This window comes from Acidovorax sp. LjRoot129, from assembly GCF_964253765.1.
Lineage (GTDB): Bacteria > Pseudomonadota > Gammaproteobacteria > Burkholderiales > Burkholderiaceae_C > Acidovorax.
The window spans coordinates 2246893-2272927 of sequence record NZ_CAXUSE020000001.1; the positions used below are offsets into that span (position 1 = coordinate 2246893).

The window sequence follows — 26035 nt, forward strand, 5'->3', positions numbered from 1 at the left end:
TTGCTGGCAGGCCGCAGCGGCCGCGATTTTTGGAGTGAGATGGAGACAACAGACACCAAAAAATTGGGGATGCGCGCGCTGCTCGCCGCCGTGCTGCTGGCCGCGTTGCCCGGCGCGGCCATGGCTGCCGATGTGGACGGGCGCAGCCTGTCGGTCCTGTGGGGCGTGCCGTTCGCGGGCATCTTGCTGTCCATCGCACTCGTGCCGCTGTTTGCGCCGGTGTTCTGGCACCACCACTTCGGCAAGATCGCAGCCGCCTGGGGCTTGGCTTTTCTGCTGCCCTTCGCGGCGGTGTTCGGGCCCGCGGTGGCGGGGGCGAACCTGGTGCACGCGCTGCTGGCCGAATACATCCCGTTTGTGGTCCTGCTGACGGCGCTCTACACCGTCTCCGGGGGCATCTATATCCGCGGCAATCTGCATGGCAGCCCGGCGCTCAACACGGGGTTGCTGGCGCTGGGCGCGGTGCTGGCCAGCGTCATGGGCACCACCGGCGCGTCGATGCTGCTCATCCGCCCGTTGATCCGCGCCAACGACAACCGCCGGCACACGGTGCACGTGGTGGTGTTTTTCATCTTCATCGTCTCCAACGCCGGGGGCTCGCTCACCCCGTTGGGCGATCCACCGCTGTTCCTGGGCTTCCTTAAGGGCGTGGACTTTTTCTGGACTGTCGCTCACATCCTGCCCGAGACGCTGTTCCTCATCGGCACGCTGCTGGTGCTGTTTTTTGCGCTCGACACCTGGCTGTACCGCCACCGCGAGGAACTGCTGCCAAGCGACCCCACGCCCGACAGCCGCGATGTCCGCGCCTTCGGCTTTGACGGCAAGCGCAACTTCGCGCTGCTCGGGGCGGTTGTGGCGCTGGTGCTGCTCAGCGGGTTCTGGAAATCACCCATCGCCTTCGACATCCTGGGCACCGCCGTGGGCCTGCCCGGCATCGTGCGCGACGTGGGGCTGGTGGTGGTCACGCTGGCATCGCTCCGGCTCACGCCTCACAAGGTGCACCAGGACAACCAGTTCGGCTGGGGCCCCATGCAGGAAGTTGCCAAGCTTTTTGCCGGCATCTTTCTCACCATCATCCCGGTCATCGCGATGCTGAAGGCGGGCGTCGACGGGCCCTTTGGCGCGGTGGTGCGCGCCGTCACCCGGCCCGATGGGTCGCCCGACCCGGCGATGTACTTCTGGGCCACCGGCGCGCTCAGCTCCTTCCTCGACAACGCGCCGACCTACCTCGTGTTCTTCAATACCGCCGGTGGCGACCCTGCCGTGCTGATGACCACGCTCGCCCCCACGCTGGCAGCCATCTCGGCCGGTGCGGTGTTCATGGGTGCCAACACCTACATCGGCAACGCCCCCAACATGATGGTCAAAGCCATCGCCGAAGACCGTGGCGTGAAGATGCCCAGCTTCTTTGGCTACATGCTGTGGTCCTGCGGCATCCTCGTGCCATTGTTCGTGGTGATGACCTTTATCTGGTTCCGTTGATCTGGAGACTGACATAGATGAGCAAACCCCGCATCCTGGTCGCGCGTGCGATTTTTCCCGACATCGTGGACCGCCTGCGCCAGCACTTCGACGTGCAAGACAACCCCGATGACACCATCTGGTCCCCCGACGAATTGGCCGAGCGCCTGGCTGACAAGGATGGCGCCTTCACCACCGGCAGCCAGCGCATCGACGCGCCGCTGCTGGCCGCCGCCCCGCGCCTGAAGATCGTGGCCAATATGGCGGTGGGCTACAACAACTTCGACGTGGACGCCATGACGGCCGCGGGTGTGCAGGGCACCAACACGCCCGACGTGCTGACCGAGACTACCGCGGACTTCGGCTTTGCGCTGCTGATGGCCACGGCGCGGCGCGTGACGGAATCCGAACATTACCTGCGCGCCGGCCAATGGACCAAATGGAGCTACGACATGTTTGCCGGAAGCGACATCCACGGCAGCACGCTGGGCATCATCGGCATGGGGCGCATCGGGCAGGGCATCGCCCGGCGCGGAGCGCACGGTTTTGGCATGAAGGTGATCTATCACAACCGCTCGCGCCTGTTGCCCGCGCTGGAGGCCGAATGCAAGGCCACCTACGTCGGCAAGGACGAACTGCTTGCCACCGCCGACCACGTGGTGCTGGTCGTGCCGTACACCGCCGAGTCGCACCACACCATCGGCGCGGCCGAGCTGGCGCTGATGAAGCCTACCGCCACGCTGGTCAACATTGCACGCGGCGGCATCGTGGACGATGCGGCACTGGCCGTGGCGCTGCGCGAAGGCCGCATCGCGGCGGCGGGACTCGACGTGTTCGAGGGCGAGCCGCGCGTACACCCCGACCTGCTCACCGTGCCCAACGTGGTGCTCACGCCCCACATCGCCAGTGCCACCGTGCCCACGCGCCGGGCCATGGCCAACCTGGCGGCCGACAACCTGATCGCGTTCTTCGACGGGCGCGGCCCGCTCACGCCGGTGAACTCGCCTGTGGCGGGCCGGTGAACCCGTCCGTTGTGGCAATCAGGCAAAAATTCAAGCCAAATTGGCCTCTAGCGCTTGATCAATAAGCGCTTGTCGCTATAAAAATAATAGTAACTACATTTTGACTACCGATACGCTTGTCTTGCTGGCCGCACTGGCCGTGGTGGTGCTGCTCCTGCTGGTGTTGGTGTTGCGCCGCCCGCGTGTGGACCTGCCCGCCGAATGGCTTACCCGGCTGCAGGCGCTGGAGAACACGGCGCACGCCACACAACTTGCCGTGGCGCGCAACGATGGCGCGATGGAGGCGCTGGCCAAACAACTCTCTGGCTTTACGCACGCCACCCAGCACCACCTCGAAACCTTGCGCGGCGCCGTGGACGAGCGGCTGGCCCAGGCCGTGGGCGAATCGCGCACGGGCCGCGCCGAGCTGTTGGCGGCCTTTGGCGGCTTTGAGGCCAAGCTGGAGCAGCGCCTAGCTCAGGGCCAGGCCGAGGCCGCGCTGGCGCGCAAGGAGCTGTCCGATGCCCTCGCAGCCTTCCGCGCCGAGCTCACGCAGACCGCGCAGTCCCTCGCCTCCGACAGCCTGCGCTCGCGCGAGGCGCTGGCCGAGAGCACGCAGCTTTTCGAGCAGCGCATCCAGGAGCGGTTCGAGGCCCTGGGCAATGCCACGCGCGGCACGCTCGACTCGCTCAAGAGCGACATCCAGACGCAGATGGGTGCGGTGTCGACAGCGCTCAAGGACCAGCTGGAAGCCAACGGCTTTCAGATCCGCAGCCAGTTCTCGGTGCTGCAAGACGCGGTATCGCAGCAACTGGCCGGCCTGGTGCAGGGCAGCCAGCAAAATGCCGAGCAGCTGCGCACGGCGCTCAACGAACGTTTGGCAGCTATCCAGACCGACAACTCGGCCAAGCTCGAAGAGATGCGCCGCACGGTCGACGAAAAGCTGCACGCCACGCTGGAGCAGCGCCTGGGCGAATCCTTCAAGCTGGTGAGCGACCGCCTGGAGCAGGTGCACAAGGGCCTGGGCGAGATGCAGACCTTGGCCGCCAGCGTGGGCGATTTGAAGCGCGTGATGACCAACGTGAAGACGCGCGGCACCTGGGGCGAAATGCAGCTCGGGGCCATCATCGAGAACGTGCTCACGCCCGATCAGTTCGCACGCAACGTCAAGGCCGTGCCCGGCAGCGACGAGCTGGTGGAGTTCGCCATCCGCCTGCCGGGGCGCGGCGACGAGCAGCCGGTGTGGCTGCCCATCGATTCCAAGTACCCGGTGGAGCAGTACCAGCGTTTGCTGGACGCGCAGGATGCGGCCGACAAGCCCGCCATCCTGTCGGCCGGCAACGCGTTCGAGACTTCGATCAAGCTGGAGGCCAGGAAGATCTTCAGCAAGTACGTCTCGCCACCGCACACTACCGACTTTGCGGTGCTGTACCTGCCCACCGAAGGCCTGTTTGCCGAGGTCATCCGCCGCCCCGGCCTGGTCGAGGCGGTGCAAAACGACTGCCGCGTGATGATCACCGGCCCCGCCAACCTGGCGGCCATGCTCAGCAGCCTGCAGATGGGCTTCAAGACGCTGGCCATCGAGAAGCGTTCGTCCGAGGTGTGGGGCGTGCTCGGGTCGGTGAAGACCGAGTTTTCCAAGTTCGGCGAGATCGTCGAGTCGGCCCGCAAATCCATCGACGCGGCAGCCAAGAAGTTTGACGACGTGGGCGTGCGCACGCGCGCCATTCAGCGCAAGCTGCGCGATGTGCAGGTGCTGCCCGCGCCCGATGCCGCGGCGCCGCTGGCCGCCAGCCAAGCCGCAGCCCTGCCGGGGCTGGACCTTGAGGACGACCTGCCATGAACCGGGCCCTCGCTCGGTTGATCGCAGGGCAGGTCTGCGTGCACGGCAGCATGGCCGGCATGCGCCTGGCGGCGCCGTTGCTGGCGCTGCGCGAGGGCTACAGCGCCGCGGCGGTGGGCCTGCTGGTGGCGCTGTTTGCGCTCACGCAGGTCTTTCTGGCGCTGCCGGCCGGCCGCTATGCAGACCGCCATGGCCTGAAACGGCCCGTGGCGTTTTCCGTCGCCGTGGCGTTTGTCGGCGCGGGGCTGGCCGCGGTGTTCCCGACCTTCCCGGTGTTGTGCGTGGCGGCATTGATGACCGGCGGTGCGGCGGGTGCCGCCACCATTGCCGTGCAGCGGCACGCCGGTCGCGCGGTCCATGACGCCACCGAGCTCAAACAGGTGTTCAGCTGGCTGTCCATCGGCCCGGCGGTTTCCAACTTCATCGGCCCCTTCTGCGCGGGGCTCGCCATCGACCACGCTGGTGGCATGCCCGGCAGCCTGGAGGGCTATCGCGCCGCCTTTGTGCTGCTGGCCGTGCTGCCGCTGCTCGGCTGGTTCTGTGTGCGCGACGCGGTGGAGTTGCCGGCCCTTGTCGCCGCCGAGGGCGCCGCGCCCCAGCGGGCGTGGGACCTGCTCAACGACGCGCCGTTTCGGCGTTTGCTGATCGTCAACTGGATGATTTCGTCGTGCTGGGATGTGCACGCGTTTGCGGTGCCGTTGCTGGGGCACGAACGCGGACTGTCGGCCGCAGTCATCGGCACCATCTTCGGCGCGTTCGCCATCGCAGCCACCGTCATCCGCGTGCTGATGCCCTTCGTGGCCGAACGCTTGCGCGAGCGCGGCGTGATGGCCGGCGCCATGCTGGTGACCGCCGTGCTGTTTGCGGTGTATCCGCTGCTCACCAGCGCCCTCACCATGGGCCTGTGCTCCGTGCTCCTGGGCTTGGCGCTCGGCACCGGCCAGCCCATGGTGATGAGCCTGCTGCACCAGATCACACCATCGCACCGCCAGGGCGAGGCCCTGGGCCTGCGCCTCATGGCGATCAATGCATCCAGCGTGCTGATGCCCCTCCTGTTCGGCTCCGCAGGCGCCGTGATCGGCGTGAGCGGCCTCTTCTGGGCCGTGGGCGCAATGGGGCTAGGGGGCGCACGGCTGGCGTGGCGCATTGGCGGGGAGCCCGAGGTGGTAGAAGCTGCGCAACGTTGAGCCGACCGGCGGCAGCGAGGAAAAGCGCAGTAGGTCAAGTGCTTGGGTGCCCACCCTAGGGCAAACGGGGCTGAGCAAACCGGGCAAAAAGGAGTAGATTTCCTGCCAACGAAGAGGGGGCTGACATGAGCGTTCCAACCTGGTCCCGGCGTGCGCGCTGCCTGGCCGTGGTGCCATTCCTGGTGGCAGCCCCCGGGTCTTTTCTCCATGCCGACGAGGTGCTGAACAAAGCACAGGCGCTGATGCACCAAGGGGACGCGCAGCGCGCCTTCGAATTGCTGGATACCGAAGAGGCCAGCCGTGCCGGCGACCCGGCATTCGACGCCGCAATGGGCCGCGCCGCCCATGCTGCGGGCCAATACAGCCGGGCCGTTCTGGCCTGGGACCGCGTAGTGATCGCACAGCCAGCCAATGCCGAGGCGGCTTGGGAGCTGGGTCGCGCACTGCATGCCGTGGGCGACAAAAAGGGTGCCAACGCCGTGTCGGAGCGCGTGCGAGCCGGGGGCATCCCGGTAGACGCGGCGCTCAGCATCGATCAGTTTCTGGTGTCGTACGACCGCATGGGACACGAAGGGCGCTCCACCTGGAAGGGCCACCTCGAACTCACGGTGGGCCGCGATTCCAACGTCAACGCCGGTCCGGACCTGAATGCACCTGCGCTGTCCCCGCCCGGCACACCTGCCTGGGCCCTGGCGCCGGGGGCCAACGCGCAGCGTGCGTCGTTTGCTGCCGTGCAAGGCAACCTCCGCGGGCGCCAGGTGCTGGACGCCCGCTGGTCCCTGATCGGTGCGACCACCGCGGAGATGCGCGGATATTCGGACGCCGGCAAGCCGTACGACAGCACCCAGCTGGATGCCAGCGCCGGCGTGGCCTACCGCATCGAACGCCACGAATGGATGCTGAGCGCGCAAGGTGGCACGTACCGGCTGGACGGCGACACGCTGCGCAATATCGGCGGCGCTTTGGGCGAGTGGATTTACCGCATTGACGGGTTTCGCCAGTGGGACACCTTCCTGCAGGTGCAGGAACTGCGCTATCCAACCCAGTCCCTGCGCGACTCCCGCCGTACCGTGGGCGGCACGTCGTATGTGCACGTGCTGCGCAACGGCAGCCTGTATTACGCCGGCCTGTACGCGGGACAGGACGAACCCAGGGCCGCGGATGTTGACCAGCTCGGGCACCGCTTGGCGGGTGTGCGTGCTGGGCTGCAGTGGGCTGTCAGTGCCGACTGGGCGGCGTTTACCCACCTGCACCACGAGCGCCGCCGTTATGGCGCCACGGACCCATTCTTCGGCGTCACGCGGCGTGACCGCCAGACGCACTGGGTGGTCGGGCTGTCGTGGCTGCCCACACCGGGCTGGCGCATCACGCCACAGTGGGCCATCACACGCAACACCTCCACGCTGCCCATCACGGACTACGACCGCCGGGTGTTTTCGGTCACCGTGCGGCGCGAGTTTTGATCAGGTTCTGGGAGTCCGTGATGCAGTCCAAATTTCCTTCATCCCGACTGGCGCTGTGGATGGCCGCGGCCGCCGCGTGGCCATTGCAGGGCCTCGCTGCCGCAGGCCTGGTTCAGTTTGCGACGGGCGAGGTGCAGCTGCGCCGAGGCGCTACCGAATCGGCAGCAGTAAAAGGCGTCGAAATAGAGAGCGGTGACGTCATCGTGACCGGTGCATCCGGCCGGGCGCAGATCCGCTTTTCAGACGGCGGTCTGGTGGCGCTGTACCCCGACTCACAGTTCACGGTGACACGGTATGCGGACGCTGGCAGCGCAACACAAGACCATTTCGCGGTGAACCTGCTGCGTGGGGGCATGCGCGCCATCACAGGCTTGATTGGCAAGCGCGACGCAAGCAACTACAAGGTCACGACGCCCACCGCGGTGGTCGGCATCCGCGGCTCGGCGTTTTTGATCGGGTTCAACGCAGAGGGGGAGTTGGTGGTCTCCGGCGAACAGGATGAAATCGAGGTGTGCACCGAGGCGGGGTGTGTGGGCGTGAAGGCCGGCGAGTCAGTGCGTGTGGTTTCTAGCAGCCAGCTGCCGCTGTACACGCACACCCGCGCGGTGCTGCCGATGCCGCCGCCGCCCGTGCCGTTTATGGTGGGTGAGCAGATCGATGGCCGCGCTCAATTGGTGACGGCTCCGCCTACACCGACTCCGCCGCCAGTTACCGGGGTCCCTCCGGTGCCTACGGTCCCCCCACCACCGCCGCCACCTGCGACCACGGTCCCCGTGCCGCCCCCGGACCCCGGCAACCCGCCATCGGTGCCGCCGCCACCCGTCACTGGGACGCCGACGCAGCCCCCCACAACTAGGCCTCCGCCACCTGCCACCACCACGCCGACCCCACCACCGACGACGCGGCCGCCGATATTCACGCTGCCACCCATCGTGCGCCCGATCCTCGTGTTGCCGCCGATTGCAGTGCCGCCTCCACCGCCGGTGATCCGGTAAGGCTGACCATCGACGGCCTCTAAAAAGCCGTCAATTCGCGGCCCTGGTCGACACCCCGACCAGGGCCGCAGATCACAACTGATAGAACGACTTGATCAAATCCCAGGCTTCCTGTGGATCGTCGGTGTAGTGGAAAAGACCGAGGTCCTGTGCCGAGATCGTGCCTTCTTCGACCAGCACCTCAAAGTTGACAAGCCGCTTCCAGTAGTCGGTGCCGAACAGCACGATAGGGACGGGCTTGGCCTTTTTGGTCTGCACCAGCGTGAGCACCTCGAACAGCTCGTCGAGCGTGCCGAAGCCGCCGGGGAAGGCGACCAGGGCCTTTGCGCGCATCATGAAATGCATCTTGCGCAGCGCGAAGTAGTGGAACTTGAAGCTCAGCGTGGGCGAGATGAAGCGGTTGCCGCTTTGCTCGTGGGGCAGGGCGATGTTCAGGCCCACGTTGAGCGCGCCTACATCGTGGGCGCCGCGGTTGGCGGCTTCCATGATGCCGGGGCCGCCGCCGGTGCAGATGTAGATGCGGTCCGCGGGCTGCTGGCGTTCGCTGTGCTCGGCCACCACGCGCGCGAACTGGCGGGCCAGGTCGTAGTACTTGGCGTTGCGCACGGCCAGGCGCGCGCGTTGCAGGCGCACCTCGTCGCCGCTGGCTTCGGCTTCGAGCAACTGCGCATCGGCCTCGTCGGGTGCAATGAAGCGGGCGCTGCCATACACCACGATGGTGTTCTCGATGCCTTGCTCCATCTGGCCCAGATCGGGCTTGAGCATCTCGAGCTGAAAGCGGATGCCGCGTGTTTCGCGGCGGAACAAAAATTCGGGGTCGGCGAACGCGAGGCGGTAGGCATCGGCGTGCAGCGGATTGCCGTTGGCGGCGTGGCTTTGCAGCTCGGCCCAGGCATCGGCCAGGCGGCGTTCATTGAGTTGGGTGTTGGCGTCCATGGCAGAGCAGGAAAACGCGGTCGGCTAGTCGCAAGGGACCAAGTCGGCCGTAAGGTTGAACGGGTGAATGGCTGGCTTTGCGCTTGATTATCGCGCAGGATCAAGCGCGTGCTGCTAGCAAAAGTGTAGCGGTGTGCATGCCCAGCACGGTGAGTGCGAGCGACCCGAGCAAGTGCACTGCCGTGGTGCCGAGCGCGAGCAGGTAGCGCTGCTGTTGCAGCATGCCGACCACTTCGGCCGAGAAGCTGGAGAACGTGGTGAGGCCGCCCAGAAAACCGGTGACCAGTGCCAGGCGCCACACAGGGTCGAGCTGGGGCAGGGCCTGGAACACGGCCACGCACACTCCTACCAAATAACCACCGATGAGGTTCGCGGCCAGGGTGCCCCAGGGCATCAGCGCGCCCGCTGTGCTCAGCCACACACCCAGCCGCCAACGCGCCAGGGCGCCAAGGCTGGCACCGAGGCAGATTCCTACGACTGCGAGCATGGGTGGCCACTCCAGAAAAACGATGGGCAGTATTGTGGCCGATGAGATCGCGCGGATTGCTGCACGCTATGGGGCCCACTCATTGAGGCCAGCCGGTCCCATGTTCCGTGTTCATTCTTGCGGGCCACTCTGCAGCGCTGGGGCGCTGGTGGAACACCAGGGCTGGTAATCCCATCAACGCTCATTCAAAAGCAAACAGCCGATCACGCTGAGCTCGTCGAAGCGCCGCGCGAGGCTTCGACAGGCTCAGCCTGAACGGTCCTGGAGGTGGCGCTGACGATGTGAAAGCGAGCCCCCGTGAGGCGACTACTTCTCTTTACCCATCACCAGGTCCGGCAGGATGGTCACGACCTGCGGAAACACGGTGATGATCGCGATGCACACCACCAGGCACAGGAAGAACGGAATCGCGGCGCGCGCAATGGTGTTGCTGTCCTTGCCCGTCATGTTCTGCAACACGAAGAGGTTGAAGCCCACCGGTGGCGTGACTTCGGCAATTTCAACGAGCAGCACGATGAAGATGCCGAACCAGATCAGGTCAAACCCGGCCTGCTGGATCATGGGCAGCACCACGGCGCTGGTCAGCACGATCATGCTGATGCCGTCGAGCGCAGTGCCCAACACCAGGTACACCACCACCAGCACACTGATCAGCGCAAACGGCGACAGCTGCATCGCGTTGACCCACTCGGCCAGCTCGCGCGGGATGCCCGTGAAGGCCATGGTCTTGGTCAGAAACGCCGCGCCCGCCAGGATGAACATGATCATGCAGCTGGTGCGCGTGGTGCCCATCAGCCCGTCCTTGAAGTTCTGCCAGGTGAGCGACCGGCTCCACAGTGCCAGGCCCAGCGATCCCACCACGCCGTAGGCCGCGCATTCGGTGGCGGTGGCGTAGCCGGTGATAAGCACGGTGACGATGAAGACGATGAGCACGCCCACGGGGATCAGGTTGCCGGACTTGCGGATCTTCTCGCGCAGTGTGGAGGGCGGATCGGCCGCGGGCACCTTGTCGGGGTTGCGCAGGCTCCACCAGCCGATGTAGCCCGAGAACAGCAGCATCAGCAAAATGCCCGGCAGGAAGCCTGCCAGAAAGATGCGGATGATCGAAGCATCGGCCGCTACCGCATACACCACCATGGTGATCGACGGCGGGATCAAAATGCCCAGTGTGCCGGCCGTGGCCAGCGAACCGAGCGCCAGTTTCTCGTCGTAGCCGCGCTTCATCAGCTCGGGCAGGGCCACCTTGCTGATGGTGGCGCACGTTGCGGCCGACGAGCCCGACACCGACCCGAAGATGCCGCAGCCCAGAATGGTGGTGTGCATGAGCCGCCCCGGCACGCGGTTGAGCCAGGGGCGCAGGCCTTCGAACATCTCTTCGCTGAGCTTGGTGCGAAACAGGATTTCGCCCATCCAGATGAACAGCGGCAGCGCGGCCAGCTCCCAGCTCGCATTGCTCTCCCAGAACGCCGAGAACAAATTCTTGGCTGGCTGCGTGGACGTGAAGAACGCCTGCCCTACCCACCCGCAGATCGCCAGCGTCATCGCAATCCACACGCCGCCGGACAGCAGCACCAGCATGAGCAGCAGCAACACGCCACCCACCATCAAGATATCCATATCGAACTTTCTGGGCCATGGGCGTAACACCCGTGCAGCCTGTTGTTATCCGCAAATGTTGATTCGGCATCCATCCACTGGAACCGTTCACGCTGGGCTTGTCGAAGCGCTACGCAAGGCTTCGACACGCTCAGCCCGAACGGTTTGGCTCCAGTTCAAGGATGCCGACGCAATAACTCCGCGCCACGTCCCCACAATCCGCAAAAACTGGCGCGCCCCAAATGCCAGCGCCACCGTGGAACCGGCTCCGCCGGGCCACCGGAGGCGTCCCCCTCAGGGGGAAGGCGCGTAGCGCCTCAGGGGGAGTCAAATGTCAGATGAGAAGTCGCCCTTGGCATGGCGTTCCTCGACCGCCCGCACGAAGGTCGGCACCCCACCGCGCAGCACGATGATGAATTCATCCACCACCGCCACCCACAGCAGCACCGAGCCGATCGCAAAGCTCAGCTGCGGAATCCACAGCGGCATGGGCAGCAGGCCCTGGGCGATGTCGTTGAACTCCCAGCTCTCATACGTGTAGCTGCAGGCCGCCCACATGAGGTAGCCCACGGCCACCGAGGCGATGGCGAGCGACACCACCTCTAGCTGGCGGCAGCGGCGCGGTGGCAGCTTTTCGAGCAGCAGCGTCACGCGCACAAAGTCGCCATGCTTGAACGCGTGTGCCATCGCAAAGAAGGCGGCCGCCGCGCAGAACCAGGCCACGATGTCGTTGATGGCGCCGGTGCGCAGGCCGAGCTCGCGCATGATGCTCTGCGCGATCATGAGGATGCAGATGAGCGCAATGAATGCGGCGCCCAGGGCGCCTGCGGCGAGGTAGATGCGGTCGAGCCAGCGGCGCAGCATTGCTGGCTTTACTTCTTGGCCGGGGCGGTTGCGGCCGGCGCGCCCTTGCGGTAGGCGGCGATGATGGCTTCGCCGTCCGGACCAGCCTTCTTGAGCCAGTCGGCCAGCATGATTTCGCCCACCTGGCGCATGTCGGCCATGAGCTTGGGCGCGGGCGTGACGATCTTCATGCCCTTTTCGACCAGCGCCTTCTTGTACCACTCGGTCTTTTCTTCGCTGAGCTTCCAGCCACGCGATTCGGCCTCGGCCGAGGCCTTGAGCAAGGCGTCCTGGCTGGGCTTGTCCAGCGCGTCAAACGCCTTCTTGTTCACGATGACCGCGTTCTTGGGCAGCCAGGCCTGCGTGTCGTGAAAGAGCTTGATGCTTTCGTAGATCTTGCTGTCGTAGCCAGTGGAGCCAGACGTCATGGTCGCCTCGACCACACCCGTGGCCAGCGCCTGCGACAGCTCTGCGGCCTGGATGGTCACCGGCTGCGCACCGATGAGCTCGGCGATCTTGGCGGTGGCGGGGCTGTACGCGCGCCACTTGATGCCACGCAGGTCGGCCACGGACGCCAGTTCTTTCTTCGAATAAATGCCCTGCGGCGGCCATGCCACGGCGTACAGCAGCTTCATGCCTTGCGTGCCCAGCAGTTTGTCCAGCGATGCCTTCTGCGCTTCGTACAGACGCCGGGAGTCGGCATACGACGTGGCCAGGAAGGGGATGCCGTCCACGCCGTACAGCGGGTTCTCGTTCTCGAAGTTGCCCAGCAGCACTTCGCCGGCCGGGGCTTGCCCGCCCTGAACGGCGCGCTTGATTTCGTTGGCCTTGAACAGCGATGCGTTGGCGTGCACCGTGATCTTGAGCTTGCCGGCCGAGGCTGCATCCACATCCTTGGCGAACTGCATGAGGTTCTCGGTGTGGAAGTTGCTCACGGGATAGGCGGCGGCCAAATCCCATTTGGTCTGCGCCATGACCGACGTGGCGGTGAAACCGAAGGCCAGGGCCAGGCCGAGTGCAGTGGCAGTGAGGATTCGACGCTTCATGGGGTGCTCCGCAAAGGGGGACGTGGGGGTGAGGGACTGTCGGCGACTGTAACGAAAACCATCCGTGGCGACATAGGTGTTTTGCCTAAACGCTGACAAATTGCCAACAAATCATTGTCATGCTGCCTACAATGGCTTGCATATCCCGTGCCAGTTTTTCCTCCTCATCAAGGTGCGCTGTCCATCATGAAATCTGGGTCCAAGGCCAAGGGCGATTCCGGCCCCATCGTGTCGTCTGCGCACCTCGTGTCGGCGCAAAGTGCGGAGCTGAGCGAGTTCGAGTTCGGGCTCATCGTCGCGGGCAACGCCTTTCACCGCTGGGTGGCGCACTGCATGTCGGCCGCGGGCCTCAAGGACCTCACGCCGCTGGACGTGCTGGTGCTGCACCACGTCACGCACCGTGCCCGCGACAAACGCCTGGCCGACATCTGCTTCATCATGAATGTGGAAGACACCCACCTAGTGAACTACGCGCTCAAGAAACTGCAGAACCTGGGCGTGGTGGCGTCGCAGAAAAACGGCAAGGAAGTGACCTATGCCGCCACCGACGTGGGCCGCGCGTACGTGCAGCGCTACCGCGAGATCCGCGAGAGCTGCCTCATCGATGCGCTGCACGCCGACGACTCGCTGAACCGCGACATCGGTGAGCTGGCCCGGTTGCTGCGTGTGCTCTCAGGCATGTACGACCAAGCGGCGCGCTCGGCCGCTTCGCTGTGATGGCGAAGCGTTTTCTTGATTAAAAATGTGCTCCAGCGCTTGATTAGCAAGCATTTATAGCTATAAAAAACGTAGCAATATGTCCTACCAACCATCCCCCATGTCCCGCTGGCAGTTCTGGATCGACCGCGGGGGCACGTTCACCGATGTGGTGGGCCGGCGGCCCGAGGCGGACGGCAAGTTCACGCTGGTCACGCACAAGCTGCTGTCCGAAAACCCCGAGCAGTACAAGGACGCGGCGGTGGCCGGCATACGGCACCTGCTGGGGCTGAAGCCCGGCGAACCCGTGACGCCTGCCCAGGTCGAGTGCGTGAAGATGGGCACCACCGTGGCCACCAACGCGTTGCTGGAGCGCAAGGGCGAGCCCACGCTGCTCATCACCACGCGGGGCTTCAAGGACGCGCTGCGCATTGCCTACCAAAACCGCCCGCGCCTGTTCGACCGCCACATCGTGCTGCCCGAGCTGCTCTACAGCCGCGTGATCGAGGCGCAGGAGCGCGTGGGCGCGCAGGGCGAGGTGATCGAGCCGCTGGACGAGGCGCACCTCAAGGAGCGCCTGTGGGCCGCCTACGACGCAGGCCTGCGCAGCGTGGCCATCGTGTTCATGCACGGCTACCGCTACACGGCGCACGAACAGGCCGCAGCCCGCCTCGCGCGCGAGGCGGGCTTCACGCAGGTGAGCAGCTCGCACGAGACCAGCCCGATGATGAAGTTCGTGAGCCGCGGCGACACCACGGTGGTGGATGCGTACCTCTCGCCCATCCTGCGCCGCTATGTGGACCAGGTGGCCAGCGAGATGCCGGGGGTCAAGCTGTTCTTCATGCAGTCGTCGGGTGGCCTCACGGATGCGGGCACCTTCCAGGGCAAGGACGCCATCCTGTCCGGCCCGGCGGGTGGCATCGTGGGCATGGCGCGCACTGCCGAGCTGGCGGGCCACGAGAAGGTCATCGGGTTCGACATGGGCGGCACGTCCACCGATGTGAGCCACTACGCGGGGTCTTTCGAGCGCGAGTTCGAGACCCAGGTGGCCGGCGTGCGCATGCGCGCGCCCATGATGAGCATCCACACCGTGGCCGCAGGCGGCGGCTCTATCCTGGGCTTTGACGGTGCGCGCTTTCGCGTGGGGCCCGAGAGCGCGGGCGCCAACCCCGGCCCGGCCAGCTACCGCCGCGGCGGCCCGCTGGCCGTGACGGACGCGAACGTGATGGTCGGCAAGATCCAGCCTGCGCACTTCCCGCACGTGTTCGGCCATGCGGCCAATGAGGCGCTCGACGGCGACGTGGTGGCGCAGAAGTTCGCGCAGCTGGCGGTGCAGAGCGGCCGCTCGCAAGAGGACGTGGCCCACGGTTTCATCCAGATCGCCGTGCAGCAGATGGCCAACGCCATCAAGAAGATCAGCGTGGCGCGCGGCTACGACGTCACGCGCTACACGCTGCAGTGCTTTGGCGGCGCGGGCGGCCAGCACGCGTGTCTGGTGGCCGACGCCTTGGGCATGACGCGGGTGTTCGTGCACCCGCTGGCCGGTGTGCTCAGTGCCTATGGCATGGGCCTGGCGGACCAGAATGTGATCCGCGAACAGGCGGTCGAAATCAAGCTGGCGCCCGATGCGCTGCCGGGCATCGAAGCCACGCTCGACGCACTGACCGCCACCGCGCGCACCGAACTGGAGCGCCAGCAGGCCGGCAGCAGCACGGCCGTGGTGCACCGGCGCGTGCATGTGCGCTACGAAGGCAGCGACTCGGCGCTCATCGTCCCCTTCGGTTCGCAGGCCGAGATCACCGCGGCGTTTGAAAGCGCTTACCGCCAGCGCTTCGCGTTCCTCATGCAGGGCAAGGGCTTGGTCGTGGAGGCCGTGTCGGTCGAGGCCGTGGTGCCCGGCGATGCGCCCGTGGAGCCGCGCCACCCGCTGCAGCCAGCGCGGGAGACACCGCACCGCGGCATGGTGCGCATGTACACCGGCGGTGTCGATGGCGTGCCCGCGTGGCACAGCGCCCGGCTGGTGGTGCGCGAGGACCAACGCCCTGGCGACGTGATCCCCGGCCCGGCCATCATTGCCGAGAAGAACGCTACCACCATCGTCGAGCCCGGCTGGCAGGCGCAGCTGACCGACCTGGACCATCTGCTGCTCGACCGCACCGTGGCGCGCGCCGTGCAGCACGCTGTGGGCACCACGGTGGACCCGGTGCTGCTCGAAGTGTTCAACAACTTGTTCATGAACATCGCCGAGCAGATGGGCCTGCAGCTGCAGAACACGGCGTACTCGGTGAACATCAAGGAGCGCCTGGACTTCAGCTGCGCGCTGTTCGACACGGCCGGCAACCTGATCGCCAATGCGCCGCACATGCCGGTGCACCTGGGGTCCATGGGCGAGAGCATCAAGACGGTCATCCGTGACAACGCGGGCCGCATGCAGCCGGGCGACGTGTTCGTGCTCAACGACCCGTACCACGGTGGCACGCACCTGCCCGACATCACGGTGATCACGCCGGTCTATCTGCAGGACAACGCCGAGCCCACCTTCTACGTGGGCAGCCGCGGCCACCACGCGGATGTGGGCGGCATCACGCCCGGCTCCATGCCGCCGTTCTCGACGCGCATCGAGGAAGAGGGCGTGCAGATCAACAACGTGAAGCTGGTCGAGCGCGGTGTGCTGCGCGAGGCGGAGATGATCGCGTTGCTGGAAAGCGGGGAATATCCGTCACGCAACCCGCAGCAGAACATGGCCGACCTGCGCGCGCAGATCGCCGCGAATGAAAAGGGCCAGCAGGAGCTGCGCCGCATGGTGGGCGAGTTCGGCCTTGATGTCGTGCTGGCGTACATGAACCACGTGCAGGACAACGCCGAGGAGTCCGTGCGCCGCGTGATCACACGCTTGAAGGACGGGCAGTTCACGCTGCCGCTGGACAACGGCGCTCAGATCAGCGTGGCGGTGCGTGTGGATGCGGCCAGCCGCAGCGCCGAGATCGACTTCACCGGCACCAGCCCGCAGCAGACGCACAACTTCAACGCGCCCACGGCGGTGTGCATGGCCGCGGTGCTGTACGTGTTCCGCACGCTGGTGCAGGACGACATTCCGCTCAACGCGGGGTGTTTGAAGCCGCTCAAGGTCATCATCCCGCCGGGCAGCATGCTCAACCCCAACCCGCCGGCGTCGGTGGTGGCGGGCAATGTGGAGACCTCCACCTGCATCACCAACGCGCTGTACGGTGCGCTGGGGCTGATGGCAGCGGGGCAGTGCACCATGAACAACTTCACCTTCGGCAGTGCCAAGTACCAGTACTACGAGACCATCTCGGGCGGCAGCGGTGCGGGTGGCGTGTGGGATGCGGCAGGCCAGCTGACAGGCGGCTTTGCCGGCACGAGCGTGGTGCAGTGCCACATGACCAACTCGCGGCTCACGGACCCGGAGATCCTGGAGTTCCGTTTTCCGGTGCGGCTGGAAGGCTACGAGATCCGCAAGGGTTCGGGCGGCAGCGGGCAGTGGAAGGGCGGCGACGGCGGCGTGCGCCGCGTGCGTTTCCTGGAGCCGATGACGGCCAGCATTTTGTCGAACGGCCGCCACCATGGCGCGTTCGGCATGGCGGGCGGCGGTGCGGGTGCGGTGGGCATCAACAAGGTGGTGCGCAGCAATGGGCAGACCGAGCTGTTGGACCACATCGGCCAGGCCGAGATGTTGCCCGGCGATGTGTTCGAGATCCACACGCCCGGGGGCGGTGGCTTTGGCACTGTGGGCCAAAAGTAAGAGCCGAAATGGCCTCTAGCGCTTGATATACAAGCGCTAGAAGCTATCAAATTAGGAGCTAAAGGTCGCGCGGGGCGGCTGGCACACCGGCATCAGCTTGTGCCGCGGGCTCTGCGTCTAACCTCGCCTGGCTCAGCGCGGGCGGCACCGGCGGGTGGCCCATTTGCCGTGCGCGGAACAGTGCGGCGCGCATCAAGAAGATCGACATGATGGGCACCGAGATCGCCACGAACACGGCGATCAACAGCGCGTGCAGCGCCAGGCTGCGGTCGGCCACCGAAAAGTACAGCACCGTGCCATGCATGATCAGCCAGCAGCCCAGCGTGGCGATGATGGACGGCGCGTGCACGCGCTCAAAAAACGTGGGCAGGCGCAGCAGGCCCGACGAGCCGAGCAACGCTAGGCCCGCGCCCGACAGCACCAGCACGGCCACGATGATCTCGAGCCACAAGGGCAGGGTGGTGGCGGCGTCCGTCATTCGATCACCTCGCCGCGCAGCAGAAATTTGGCCATGGCCATGGAGCCCACAAAGCTGAACAGCGCCAGCAGCAGCGCGGCCTCGAAGTAGTTCTTGCTGCCGTACAGCAGGCCCAGCACCAGCATCACCAGCATGCCGCTCAGGTACATGCAGTCGAGCGCCAGCACGCGGTCCTGGGCCGAGGGGCCTTTGAGCAAACGGATTAGCGCGCAGCCCATGGCAAGCGCGAGCATGAACAGGGCCAAAGGCAAGGCCCAGCTGAGCACTGGAGTCATTCAAAAATCTCCATCAAAGGGGCTTCGTAGCGCTGCTTCACATCCGCGATGACAGCCGCCGGGTCGTCCAGCTCCAGCACGTGCAGCATGAGCATGCTGCGGTCGAGAGACAGCTCGGCCCATGCCGTGCCCGGTGTGATGCAGACAATCATCGCCAGCACGGCGAGCGCATTGGGGTCGCGCACATCCAGCGGAATGTGCACAAAGCCCGAGGGGTGCCGCCGCCGGCCCGGGGCCAACAGCAATCGCGCCACGGACAGGTTGGACTTTGTGGTGTCGGCCATCACCGTCAGTGCCAGTCGCAGCACCGCGCCGGGCTTGCGAATGCGCACCGGCAAAGGGCGCAGGCCGGCAGTGAGCAACGGAATGGCCAGCGCCAGCACAGTACCCAGCACGAAGTGCCCCGCGCTCAGGCTGCGGTTGAGCAGCAGCCACAGGCCCAGCAGCGCGAGGGACAGCAGCGGCGCGGGTACCAAGCGTTTGAGCGGCCGTGGGGCCATTCGCGACGGCTTCATGGCGTGCTGCCTCCCGGTGTTGCAGCAGGCTTGGGCGGATTGGGTATCGGCTGCGCCGTCATCACGCCCCGCACATAGCCTGCCGGCGCATGCAGGGCATCGGCAGTGGCCTGCGTGTAGCGCATCACGGCGCCTGCCTGCCACACCAGCACGCCGCAGGCGGCAAGCAGCAGGGCAATGGGCAGGCCCTCAAGCACCAGCAACTTGGGCGCACTGCGGTCGTGCGCCGCCCAAAAATGGCGGATGCCGGCGCGGGTCAGGGCCAGCAGCGCGAGCAGCCCGGAGCCGATGAGCAGCGCCACCAGGCCCCAGCCCGCGACGCCTGGCTGAAGGCCCTGCGAGGAGCCCAGGCCCAGCGGGTTGAGCAGGGCATGGACCATGGCGAACTTGCCGACAAAACCGGGCAGAGGCGGCAAGCCTGCAATGACCAGTGTGCAGGCCATGAAAGCGAGGCCCAGAAAAGCCACGGCGGCCGGAATCACCTGACCGATGAGCGCCTCCTCGCGGTCGTCGAGGTTGATGCCTTCAGTGGGCACCAAGTCTGCCGAGAGAAACGGTGCGTCGTCCGTCTGTTCGTAGCCGGCAAGGTTGGAGCCATCGTTGCGCCAACGGTCGATCAAATCGGTGAGCAAAAACAGCGCGCTGACTGCCAGCGTAGAACTGAGCAGGTAGTACAGCAGCCCCGCCGTCAGCAGGTTCTGCCCAAAGCCCATGGCTGCGAGCAGGGAACCCGAAGAGACGATGGCGGCAAAACCCGCCAGATGCCCCAGCCGCTGCGAGCCCAGCATGCCAATAGCACCGAACGCCATGGTGAGCATGCCGCCACCAATTAGCCACTGGCTGCCAAACTGGGCCGACTCGCCGGCCTCGGCACCGAAGAGCAGGGTCCACAGCCGCAGCACGCTGTACACGCCCACCTTGGTCATCAGTGCAAACAATGCGCCCACCGGCGCAGTGGCCGCGCTGTAGGCGGGCACCAGCCAGAAGTTGAGCGGCCACACGGCGGCCTTGATGAGAAAGGCCACGGCCAGAACGGCCGCTGCCGCATGCAACAGGCCGCGGTCAGACGCAGCCACACCCTGAATGCTCTGTGCAAGATCGGCCATGTTGAGCGTGCCGGTGATGCCATACAGCATGGACACGCCGATGAGAAACAACGACGAGGCCGCAAGGTTGATTGCGATGTAGTGCAGCCCCGCCGACACGCGCGGACGGCCCGAGCCGTGCAGCAGCAGCCCGTACGAGGCCGCCAGCATGATCTCGAAGAACACGAATAAGTTAAACAAATCGGCCGTGAGGAACGCACCCGCCAGCCCCATGAGCTGGAATTGGAACAGCGGGTGGAAATGCACCCCCGCCCGGTGCCAGCGCGCCGCCGAAAAGAGCACGGTGGCCAGTGCCACGGTGCTGGCGAGCACCAGCATCATGGCCGACAGCCGGTCGACAGCGAGCACGATGCCAAAGGGCGCAGGCCAGTTGCCGGGCAGGTATACGCCCAGGCTGTTGTCCATGCCAGGGGCCTTGGCCTGCACCAGCAGCAGCACAGCGACCACCAGGCCGAGGAACGTCGACACAATATTGAGCGTGACCTTGGTGCGCTGCCGCTCCTCGCGCAGCAGCAGCATGAGCCCCGCCGTGAGCAGGGGCAGCGCAATAGGCGCGAGGATCAGGTGCGGCATGAGCCGCTCCAGCAGCATTTGGATGGATGTCATGTGGGTCGTCCAACGCGCTGCGCACAAAACTGGCGCGCCCCAGGCGAGGGCAGCCAAGCAAGGGCCGCCCCGCAGCGAGGGTTGCGTCCCCCTGCCCGCAGCGCGCAGCGCTGCGAGAGCGGGGGGAAGCGGCGAAGCCGCTCAGGGGGGTGTCCGAAATACATCAAGGCATCTCCTGCGCATCCTTGGCCCTGGCACCATCCACATGGTCGGTGCCGGCCATGCCGCGCGATGCCAGGAGCACCACCAGGAACAGCGCCGTCATCGCAAAGCCGATCACGATGGCGGTAAGCGTGAGCGCCTGGGGCATGGGGTCGGCGTAGTGCGCCAGGTCCTTGGGCAGGCCAGCCTGCAGCACAGGCTCCTTGTCGATCGCCAGGCCCAGGCGGCCCATGCTGAAGATGAAGAGGTTGACCGCGTACGACAGCAGCGACAGCCCCATGATGATCTGGAAGGTGCGGGGCCGCAGCAGCAGCCACACGCCCGAACCGGTGAGCACGCCGATGGCCAGGGCCAGTATCAGTTCCATGGGCCTTCTCCTTGCGTTGCGACGGCCGGCGCTTCAGCGGCCAGGTCTTCATCTGCCGAGCGCGCATTGTTGTAGCGGTGGCTGCGCACCGACTGGTGGGCGATGCCGGTGAGGATGAGCATGGTCGAGCCCACCACCAGGGTGAACACGCCGATGTCGAAGAACAATGCGCTGGCCACGTGCACTTCGCCCACGAAGGGCAGGTGCAGGTGGGCCGTGTGGCTGGTCAGGAACGGATAGCCCCACAGCCAGGCGCCCAGGCCGGTGGCCAGCGCGACCAGCAAGCCGACGCCGATCCATCGGCGTGGGTACAGGGGCAAGTGCGCCTCGACCCACGATGTGCCCGAGACGATGTACTGCAGCAGCAGCGCGACCGAGAACACCAGCCCCGCCACAAAGCCGCCACCGGGCTCGTTGTGCCCGCGCATGAAGAGGTACATCGACACCAGCGTGGCGAACGGCAGCATCAACCGCACCAGCACGGCGGGCACCATGAGGTAGCCCACGGCGGTGTCGGCGGTCTGGCGCGGGTTGGACAGGTCGGTGTCCACATCTGCGGGCAGCGCGCGTTGTTGGGGCGGCAGGTCCATCACCTCACGCGCCGGGCGGAAGCGCCGCAGCAGCGCATACACCGTCAGTGCCACGATGCCCAGCACTACGATCTCGCCAAAGGTGTCGAAGCCGCGAAAGTCCACCAGCATCACGTTGACCACGTTGGTGCCGCCGCCTTGGCTCAATGCGTTTTCCAGGAAAAAGGTCGAGGTGCTGTCCGGGAAGGGCCGGCTCATCATGGCAAAAGACAGCAGGGCCATGCCAGCACCCGCCGCCAATGCGAGCGCCATGTCACGGTAGCGGCGCAACTGGGTGCGGCGCTCTTCGGCCAGCGTGGGCTTGCGCAGCGCCTCGTCGCGCCGTGGTAGCCAGCGCAGGCCCAGCAGGATGAGGATGGTGGTCACGATCTCCACCACGATCTGCGTGAGCGCAAGGTCTGGGGCCGAGAACCACAGGAAGGTCAGGCACACGCACAGACCCGAGCCCCCCAGCAAAGTCAGCGCCGCAAGCCGGTGGTACTTGGCCTGCCAGGCGGCCCCCATGGCGCACAGCGCGCCCAGCAGCCACAGCAGCGCAAAGGCGGGCGACAGCGGCAAGAGCGCGCGCTCGCCAATCGGCAAGCCGCGCGACCACAGCGGCACGATGCAGGCCAGCAACGCCGCACTCACCAGCCAGAGCATCTGCCACTGCAACCGGTCCGTGCCCAGCATTCGGCGGCCGTGGCGGCCGGCCTGGGTGAGGGTGGTCAGTGTGACTTCGAACACGCGCTGCCCGCTAATGCGGTGCATGAGCGGTGGTGCGTCCACAGCGCCCTTCTGGCGCTGCCTGCGCAGCAAGGCGTACAGCGCTATGCCGCCGCCCAGCGCGATGAGGCTCATCACGAAGGGTGTGTTGAAACCGTGCCAGACCGCCAGGCTGTAAGTGGGCAAGTCGCCACCCACCACCGGTTGCGCCGCGGCAGCCAGGTACGCGCCCACGGACCACCCGGGCAGCACGCCCACTACCAGGCAGGCCAGTACGAGGAGCTCGACCGGCACGCGCATCCAGTGCGGGGGCTCGTGAGGGTCGCGGGGCAGGTCGGTTGCAGACGGGCCCCAGAACACGTCGACCGTGAAGCGCAGTGAATACGCGACGCTGAACACGCCGGCCACCGTGGCCGCCACTGGCAGCAGCCATTCAAGCCACGGCGTGGTGTTGACGTACACGGTCTCGGCAAAAAACATTTCTTTGGACAGGAAACCGTTGAGCAGCGGCACGCCGGCCATGGCGGCGCTGGCCACCATCGCCAGCGTGGCGGTGATGGGCATGGTGCGCCGCAGGCCCGAAAGCCGACGAATGTCGCGCGTGCCGCTTTCATGGTCGACGATGCCCACCGCCATGAAGAGCGACGCCTTGAAGGTCGCGTGGTTCATGATGTGGAACACCGCCGCGACAGCAGCCAGCGGGCTGTTCAGGCCCAGCAGCAGCGTGATGAGCCCCAGGTGCGAAATGGTGGAGTAGGCGAGCAACCCTTTGAGGTCGTTCTGGAACATGGCCGCGTAGCCGCCCACCAGCAGCGTGCACAGGCCCGCACCGCCCACCAGCCAGAACCATTGCTCGGTGCCTGCCAGCGCAGGCCACAGGCGCGCCAGCAAGAACACGCCCGCCTTGACCATGGTGGCCGAGTGCAAATAGGCCGACACCGGCGTGGGCGCGGCCATGGCGTGTGGCAGCCAGAAGTGGAAGGGGAACTGCGCGCTTTTGGTGAGCGCCCCGAGCAGCACCAGCACCAGCGCGGTGGTGTACAGCGAGTGGCTCTGGATGAGTTGGCCAGCGGCCAGCACGTGGTCAAGGTCGTAGCTGCCCACGATGTGGCCCAGCACCAGCATGCCGGCCAGCATGGCCAGGCCACCTGTGCCCGTGACGGTGAGCGCCATGCGCGCCCCGCGCCGTGCGTCCTTGCGGTGGTGCCAGTAGCCGATCAGCAAAAATGAGAACAGGCTGGTCAGCTCCCAGAAGAACGCCAGCTGAATGATGTTGCCCGACAGCACCACGCCCACCATCGCACCCATGAAGGCCAGGAAGAACGCGAAGAAACGTGGCACCGGGTCGGCGGCCGACATGTAGTAGCGCGCGTACAGCACCACCAGGCTGCCCACGCCCAGCACCAACATGCAGAACATCCACGCAAAGCCGTCCATGCGGATGACGAGGTTCAGGCCCAGTGCGGGCAGCCACGCGATGTCTTGCCGCAGCACACCGCCGTCTGCGATCTGGGGGAAACACAGCGCCACCTGCACGGTGCAGACCACGGCAATAAGCCCTGCCAGCGTCGACTCGGTATTGCGCGCGTTGGCCGGCAGCAAGGCGGCCAACAGGCTGCCGATGAAGGGAAGAAGGATGAGCGTGATCAGGGGCATGCGCGAACAATTTTAGGGCGCAGCCCGAAAGACCCTGCCGGGCCCTTGCTGTCGGGCCGGACGCGGCGCAAAACAACCAGCCCGCTGGGGCCGGCTTGCAGCTTGCGAGGCTTGCTTAGTTTTTGGTAGCGCTGGCGGCGGCAGGCGCGGATGGGGCGGGCACCGCGGGTGCCGTCGGGGTTGCGGCTGGCGCTGCCGCATCGTTGCCTGTCGTGGCGACCGGGGTCTTGCGGTCGGTAGCCGGGGTGCTGCGGGCGTGTTTCTTGGCGCTCTTCGCTTCGGCCTTCGCAGCCGCCGCTGCGCTGAACTTCTTGCCGTTGACGGTCAGACCTTCTTGGGAGAAACCCACCGCGCTCTTGTGCCCCACGCCGCCCACGCGGCCGACGAAGTCGCTCCAGTCTTGGAACGGGGCGGTCTTGCGCTCTTCAAGGATCCGGCTCGAAAGCCCTGGGCCGATGCCCTTGATCCCATCAAGTTCGGCCTCGGTCGCGGTGTTCACATCCACAGCAGCCAACGCAACCGCGGCCCACAGGAGGGTGGTGAAGAGGGCGAGCAGTTTCTTCAGCATGGTGGATTCCTTGAGCGGTGGGGAGGCGGCGACCAGAGGGAAACGAGGGCGCTCACGGCGGCGCAGGCACGGCGGTGGTTCAGAGTTCCTCGACCCGGCGCGCGGGGTAGCTGTCCCAGGTCTGGCAGCCGGGGCACTGCCAGAAGTGCTGGCGCGCCTCGAAGCCGCACGCAGCGCAGCGGTAGCGGGTCAGGGGCTTGACTGCATGCTCCAGTGCACGCTGCACCTGGGGGTGGAATTCTTCGTGCTCCAGCTTCTCGCCGGCCAGCCATTTGGCGGCAGCGACCAGCGAGCGCTCTTTGTCCAGGTGCTGCACGTAGCGCTGGCGTGCAGTGTCCCGCGTGGCCTCGTCGGCGGTTTCCATGGCGACGATGGCTTCCAGCACATCCAGCGATGGCGCCTGCGCATAGTGGGCCTGCAGCAGCGCCTTCACTTCGGGCACACGCTGGGTGGCGTTGGCGGCCTCGACCAACATGGGGGCTGCCAGCGGCAGTGCCGCGGGGTTGCGCTCGCCCAGGGTGCGCAGCGTGGTGAGCACCTCCGCGGGCCGGCCCATCATGCGCTGCAGCCGGGCCAGCTCGATGCGCGCACGGGCGGCCTCGGGCGCGGCAGAAACTGCCTGCTCCAGCAGCGCCTGCGCGCCCGTCAAATCGCCCTGGCTGCTGAGGGCCAAGGCCTGCTCGCAAAGGTAGTGCGCCTGGCGCGTGCTGAAGTCGCCCTGGTCGGCGTCGTGCATCTTGCGGGCAATGGTGGCGGCGTGGGGCCAGTCGCGCGAGCGTTCGTAGATGGCCAGCAGCGCCATGCGGGCCTGGGCTTCGAAGGGCGTGCCTTCCAGCCGGTGCAGAGCGTCTTCCGCGCGGTCGAGCAGGCCAGCCTTGAGGAAGTCCAGGGCCAGGGCATGCTGGGCGCGCTCGCGGTCGGTGCGGGAGAGGTCGCCGCGCGAGAGCAGGTGCTCGTGCACGCGCACCGCGCGGTCGTACTCGCCGCGGCGGCGAAACAGGTTGCCCAAAGCGAAGTGCAGCTCCGAAGTGTCGGGGTCGTTCTGCACAGCCTCGATGAAAGCATCAATGGCCTGGTCCTGCTGCTCGTTGAGCAGGAAGTTCAGGCCCTTGAAATACGCCTTGGGCGCGCGGCGGTTTTCGGCGCGCAACTGGCGCAGGTCAAAGCGCGATGCCAGCCAGCCCAGCACAAACGCAACGGGCAGGCCCAGCAGGATCCAGGTCAGGTCAAATTCCATGGACGGAAGGCAGGTCGGGCGGTGGAGGAGGGGCGGGCGGTGTGCTGTGGGCGGCCGGCGTGGCAGCGGCCAGGGGCGCAGTACTGCTGCTCGCTGTGGTTGCCTGTGCACGCCGCGCGGCTGCGCGGTGGCGCCACCAGCGCGGCACCATGCCCAGCACACCCACCGCCAGTCCGGCTGAAAAGGCGGTCAGCACCACCAGCACCAGGGGCGCGCGCCATTGGGTGCCAAAGAAAAAATGCACGGTCGCGTCCTGCTGGTTGTTCAGCGCGAAAGCGAAGAGGGTAAAAAAAATGGCTGCCTTGAGCAGCCACAGGAGATATTTCATCGGTGTCCCCAGTGGTGGGGCGATTCTAAGAGCCTGCTCGGGGACTTTTGGGGCATGGCCTTGGTGGGCGGTGTCACTCGATGTCGGCGGAGGTGCACGGGCCTTGTCGGGCCGTGTCAGGGGCG

The 26035-nt window shown here is 66.2% G+C and carries 22 protein-coding genes; 8 read left to right on the forward strand and 14 right to left on the reverse strand.

The window, feature by feature from the left end:
- The first annotated feature begins 69 nt into the window (after positions 1 to 69).
- The 6 genes from ACSQ3Q_RS10330 (at position 70) to ACSQ3Q_RS10355 (ending at position 7950) form a co-directional block, all read left to right on the forward strand.
- On the forward strand, positions 70 to 1482 hold the full coding sequence (locus ACSQ3Q_RS10330; protein ID WP_436134290.1) for a sodium:proton antiporter: 1413 nt from the start codon (positions 70 to 72) through the stop codon (positions 1480 to 1482).
- 17 nt (positions 1483 to 1499) lie between these two features.
- On the forward strand, positions 1500 to 2483 hold the full coding sequence (locus tag ACSQ3Q_RS10335) for a 2-hydroxyacid dehydrogenase (protein ID WP_436134291.1): 984 nt from the start codon (positions 1500 to 1502) through the stop codon (positions 2481 to 2483).
- A gap of 100 nt (positions 2484 to 2583) precedes the next feature.
- Entirely contained in the window at positions 2584 to 4305 is a 1722-nt protein-coding gene (rmuC, locus tag ACSQ3Q_RS10340) for a DNA recombination protein RmuC (RefSeq protein WP_436134292.1), read from the forward strand.
- Positions 4302 to 5492: an MFS transporter gene (locus ACSQ3Q_RS10345; RefSeq protein ID WP_436134293.1), complete on the forward strand. Its 1191-nt coding sequence runs from the start codon at positions 4302 to 4304 to the stop codon at positions 5490 to 5492. The genes rmuC and ACSQ3Q_RS10345 overlap by 4 nt, the downstream gene beginning before the upstream one ends.
- A gap of 125 nt (positions 5493 to 5617) precedes the next feature.
- Positions 5618 to 6955 carry a surface lipoprotein assembly modifier gene (locus ACSQ3Q_RS10350; protein WP_436134294.1) on the forward strand — a complete coding sequence of 446 codons (1338 nt, stop codon included), beginning with the start codon at positions 5618 to 5620 and terminating at the stop codon, positions 6953 to 6955.
- Positions 6956 to 6975: 20 nt separating this feature from the next.
- Entirely contained in the window at positions 6976 to 7950 is a 975-nt protein-coding gene (locus ACSQ3Q_RS10355; protein ID WP_436134295.1) for a FecR family protein, read from the forward strand.
- Between the two features lie 72 nt (positions 7951 to 8022).
- Here the strand turns inward: ACSQ3Q_RS10355 and ACSQ3Q_RS10360 are convergent, their stop codons facing one another.
- The 5 genes from ACSQ3Q_RS10360 to ACSQ3Q_RS10380 form a co-directional block, all read right to left on the reverse strand.
- Positions 8023 to 8886 carry a TIGR00730 family Rossman fold protein gene (locus tag ACSQ3Q_RS10360; protein ID WP_436134296.1) on the reverse strand — a complete coding sequence of 288 codons (864 nt, stop codon included), beginning with the start codon at positions 8884 to 8886 and terminating at the stop codon, positions 8023 to 8025.
- A 100-nt stretch (positions 8887 to 8986) separates the two neighbouring features.
- Positions 8987 to 9373, reverse strand: coding sequence for a fluoride efflux transporter CrcB (gene crcB, locus ACSQ3Q_RS10365; protein ID WP_436134297.1), 387 nt, complete (start codon positions 9371 to 9373; stop codon positions 8987 to 8989).
- Between the two features lie 306 nt (positions 9374 to 9679).
- The gene (locus ACSQ3Q_RS10370; RefSeq protein ID WP_436134298.1) at positions 9680 to 10990 is read right to left on the reverse strand and encodes a TRAP transporter large permease; all 1311 of its coding nucleotides are present in this window, start codon (positions 10988 to 10990) and stop codon (positions 9680 to 9682) included.
- Between the two features lie 306 nt (positions 10991 to 11296).
- Positions 11297 to 11833: a TRAP transporter small permease gene (locus tag ACSQ3Q_RS10375; RefSeq protein WP_436134299.1), complete on the reverse strand. Its 537-nt coding sequence runs from the start codon at positions 11831 to 11833 to the stop codon at positions 11297 to 11299.
- 8 nt (positions 11834 to 11841) lie between these two features.
- Positions 11842 to 12858 carry a TRAP transporter substrate-binding protein gene (locus tag ACSQ3Q_RS10380; RefSeq protein ID WP_436134300.1) on the reverse strand — a complete coding sequence of 339 codons (1017 nt, stop codon included), beginning with the start codon at positions 12856 to 12858 and terminating at the stop codon, positions 11842 to 11844.
- Between the two features lie 186 nt (positions 12859 to 13044).
- Here ACSQ3Q_RS10380 and ACSQ3Q_RS10385 point away from each other — a divergent pair, with 186 nt between their 5' ends.
- Together ACSQ3Q_RS10385 and ACSQ3Q_RS10390 are read left to right on the forward strand one after the other, a co-directional pair.
- Positions 13045 to 13575, forward strand: a complete 531-nt coding sequence (locus ACSQ3Q_RS10385) for a winged helix DNA-binding protein (RefSeq protein WP_056165302.1) — start codon at positions 13045 to 13047, stop codon at positions 13573 to 13575.
- 79 nt (positions 13576 to 13654) lie between these two features.
- On the forward strand, positions 13655 to 17317 hold the full coding sequence (locus ACSQ3Q_RS10390) for a hydantoinase B/oxoprolinase family protein (protein ID WP_436134301.1): 3663 nt from the start codon (positions 13655 to 13657) through the stop codon (positions 17315 to 17317).
- Between the two features lie 58 nt (positions 17318 to 17375).
- Here ACSQ3Q_RS10390 and ACSQ3Q_RS10395 read toward each other — a convergent pair whose 3' ends face one another.
- The 9 genes from ACSQ3Q_RS10395 to ACSQ3Q_RS10435 all read right to left on the reverse strand — a co-directional run bounded on the left by ACSQ3Q_RS10395 (position 17376) and on the right by ACSQ3Q_RS10435 (position 25910).
- On the reverse strand, positions 17376 to 17795 hold the full coding sequence (locus ACSQ3Q_RS10395) for a monovalent cation/H(+) antiporter subunit G (protein ID WP_436134302.1): 420 nt from the start codon (positions 17793 to 17795) through the stop codon (positions 17376 to 17378).
- A complete protein-coding gene (locus tag ACSQ3Q_RS10400) occupies positions 17792 to 18070 on the reverse strand; it encodes a K+/H+ antiporter subunit F (RefSeq protein ID WP_436134303.1) in 279 nt (92 codons plus the stop codon). Before ACSQ3Q_RS10400 ends, ACSQ3Q_RS10395 begins: the two co-directional genes overlap by 4 nt.
- Positions 18067 to 18585: a Na+/H+ antiporter subunit E gene (locus ACSQ3Q_RS10405; RefSeq protein WP_436134304.1), complete on the reverse strand. Its 519-nt coding sequence runs from the start codon at positions 18583 to 18585 to the stop codon at positions 18067 to 18069. Before ACSQ3Q_RS10405 ends, ACSQ3Q_RS10400 begins: the two co-directional genes overlap by 4 nt.
- Positions 18582 to 20297 (reverse strand): monovalent cation/H+ antiporter subunit D, encoded by a 1716-nt coding sequence (locus tag ACSQ3Q_RS10410; protein WP_436134305.1) that lies wholly within the window; start codon positions 20295 to 20297, stop codon positions 18582 to 18584. The genes ACSQ3Q_RS10405 and ACSQ3Q_RS10410 overlap by 4 nt, the downstream gene beginning before the upstream one ends.
- 163 nt (positions 20298 to 20460) lie before the next feature.
- Positions 20461 to 20826 (reverse strand): Na+/H+ antiporter subunit C, encoded by a 366-nt coding sequence (locus ACSQ3Q_RS10415; protein WP_436134306.1) that lies wholly within the window; start codon positions 20824 to 20826, stop codon positions 20461 to 20463.
- Positions 20817 to 23777: a monovalent cation/H+ antiporter subunit A gene (locus ACSQ3Q_RS10420; protein ID WP_436134307.1), complete on the reverse strand. Its 2961-nt coding sequence runs from the start codon at positions 23775 to 23777 to the stop codon at positions 20817 to 20819. The genes ACSQ3Q_RS10415 and ACSQ3Q_RS10420 overlap by 10 nt, the downstream gene beginning before the upstream one ends.
- A gap of 115 nt (positions 23778 to 23892) precedes the next feature.
- Positions 23893 to 24345: a ComEA family DNA-binding protein gene (locus tag ACSQ3Q_RS10425; RefSeq protein ID WP_436134308.1), complete on the reverse strand. Its 453-nt coding sequence runs from the start codon at positions 24343 to 24345 to the stop codon at positions 23893 to 23895.
- Between the two features lie 79 nt (positions 24346 to 24424).
- Positions 24425 to 25582 (reverse strand): lipopolysaccharide assembly protein LapB, encoded by a 1158-nt coding sequence (gene lapB / locus ACSQ3Q_RS10430; protein ID WP_436134309.1) that lies wholly within the window; start codon positions 25580 to 25582, stop codon positions 24425 to 24427.
- Entirely contained in the window at positions 25572 to 25910 is a 339-nt protein-coding gene (locus tag ACSQ3Q_RS10435) for a LapA family protein (protein ID WP_436134310.1), read from the reverse strand. The genes lapB and ACSQ3Q_RS10435 overlap by 11 nt, the downstream gene beginning before the upstream one ends.
- Positions 25911 to 26035: the final 125 nt, after the last annotated feature.

Bases quoted from the DNA above. Each gene is read 5' to 3' on its own strand.
- ACSQ3Q_RS10330 (WP_436134290.1), top strand. From the start codon at position 70: ATGCGCGCGCTGCTCGCCGCCGTGCTGCTGGCCGCGTTGCCCGGCGCG.
- ACSQ3Q_RS10335 (WP_436134291.1), top strand. From the start codon at position 1,500: ATGAGCAAACCCCGCATCCTGGTCGCGCGTGCGATTTTTCCCGACATC.
- ACSQ3Q_RS10345 (WP_436134293.1), top strand. From the start codon at position 4,302: ATGAACCGGGCCCTCGCTCGGTTGATCGCAGGGCAGGTCTGCGTGCAC.
- ACSQ3Q_RS10350 (WP_436134294.1), top strand. From the start codon at position 5,618: ATGAGCGTTCCAACCTGGTCCCGGCGTGCGCGCTGCCTGGCCGTGGTG.
- ACSQ3Q_RS10355 (WP_436134295.1), top strand. From the start codon at position 6,976: ATGCAGTCCAAATTTCCTTCATCCCGACTGGCGCTGTGGATGGCCGCG.
- ACSQ3Q_RS10360 (WP_436134296.1), bottom strand. From the start codon at position 8,886: ATGGACGCCAACACCCAACTCAATGAACGCCGCCTGGCCGATGCCTGG.
- crcB (WP_436134297.1), bottom strand. From the start codon at position 9,373: ATGCTCGCAGTCGTAGGAATCTGCCTCGGTGCCAGCCTTGGCGCCCTG.
- ACSQ3Q_RS10370 (WP_436134298.1), bottom strand. From the start codon at position 10,990: ATGGATATCTTGATGGTGGGTGGCGTGTTGCTGCTGCTCATGCTGGTG.
- ACSQ3Q_RS10375 (WP_436134299.1), bottom strand. From the start codon at position 11,833: ATGCTGCGCCGCTGGCTCGACCGCATCTACCTCGCCGCAGGCGCCCTG.
- ACSQ3Q_RS10380 (WP_436134300.1), bottom strand. From the start codon at position 12,858: ATGAAGCGTCGAATCCTCACTGCCACTGCACTCGGCCTGGCCCTGGCC.
- ACSQ3Q_RS10385 (WP_056165302.1), top strand. From the start codon at position 13,045: ATGAAATCTGGGTCCAAGGCCAAGGGCGATTCCGGCCCCATCGTGTCG.
- ACSQ3Q_RS10390 (WP_436134301.1), top strand. From the start codon at position 13,655: ATGTCCTACCAACCATCCCCCATGTCCCGCTGGCAGTTCTGGATCGAC.
- ACSQ3Q_RS10395 (WP_436134302.1), bottom strand. From the start codon at position 17,795: ATGACGGACGCCGCCACCACCCTGCCCTTGTGGCTCGAGATCATCGTG.
- ACSQ3Q_RS10400 (WP_436134303.1), bottom strand. From the start codon at position 18,070: ATGACTCCAGTGCTCAGCTGGGCCTTGCCTTTGGCCCTGTTCATGCTC.
- ACSQ3Q_RS10405 (WP_436134304.1), bottom strand. From the start codon at position 18,585: ATGAAGCCGTCGCGAATGGCCCCACGGCCGCTCAAACGCTTGGTACCC.
- ACSQ3Q_RS10410 (WP_436134305.1), bottom strand. From the start codon at position 20,297: ATGACATCCATCCAAATGCTGCTGGAGCGGCTCATGCCGCACCTGATC.
- ACSQ3Q_RS10415 (WP_436134306.1), bottom strand. From the start codon at position 20,826: ATGGAACTGATACTGGCCCTGGCCATCGGCGTGCTCACCGGTTCGGGC.
- ACSQ3Q_RS10420 (WP_436134307.1), bottom strand. From the start codon at position 23,777: ATGCCCCTGATCACGCTCATCCTTCTTCCCTTCATCGGCAGCCTGTTG.
- ACSQ3Q_RS10425 (WP_436134308.1), bottom strand. From the start codon at position 24,345: ATGCTGAAGAAACTGCTCGCCCTCTTCACCACCCTCCTGTGGGCCGCG.
- lapB (WP_436134309.1), bottom strand. From the start codon at position 25,582: ATGGAATTTGACCTGACCTGGATCCTGCTGGGCCTGCCCGTTGCGTTT.
- ACSQ3Q_RS10435 (WP_436134310.1), bottom strand. From the start codon at position 25,910: ATGAAATATCTCCTGTGGCTGCTCAAGGCAGCCATTTTTTTTACCCTC.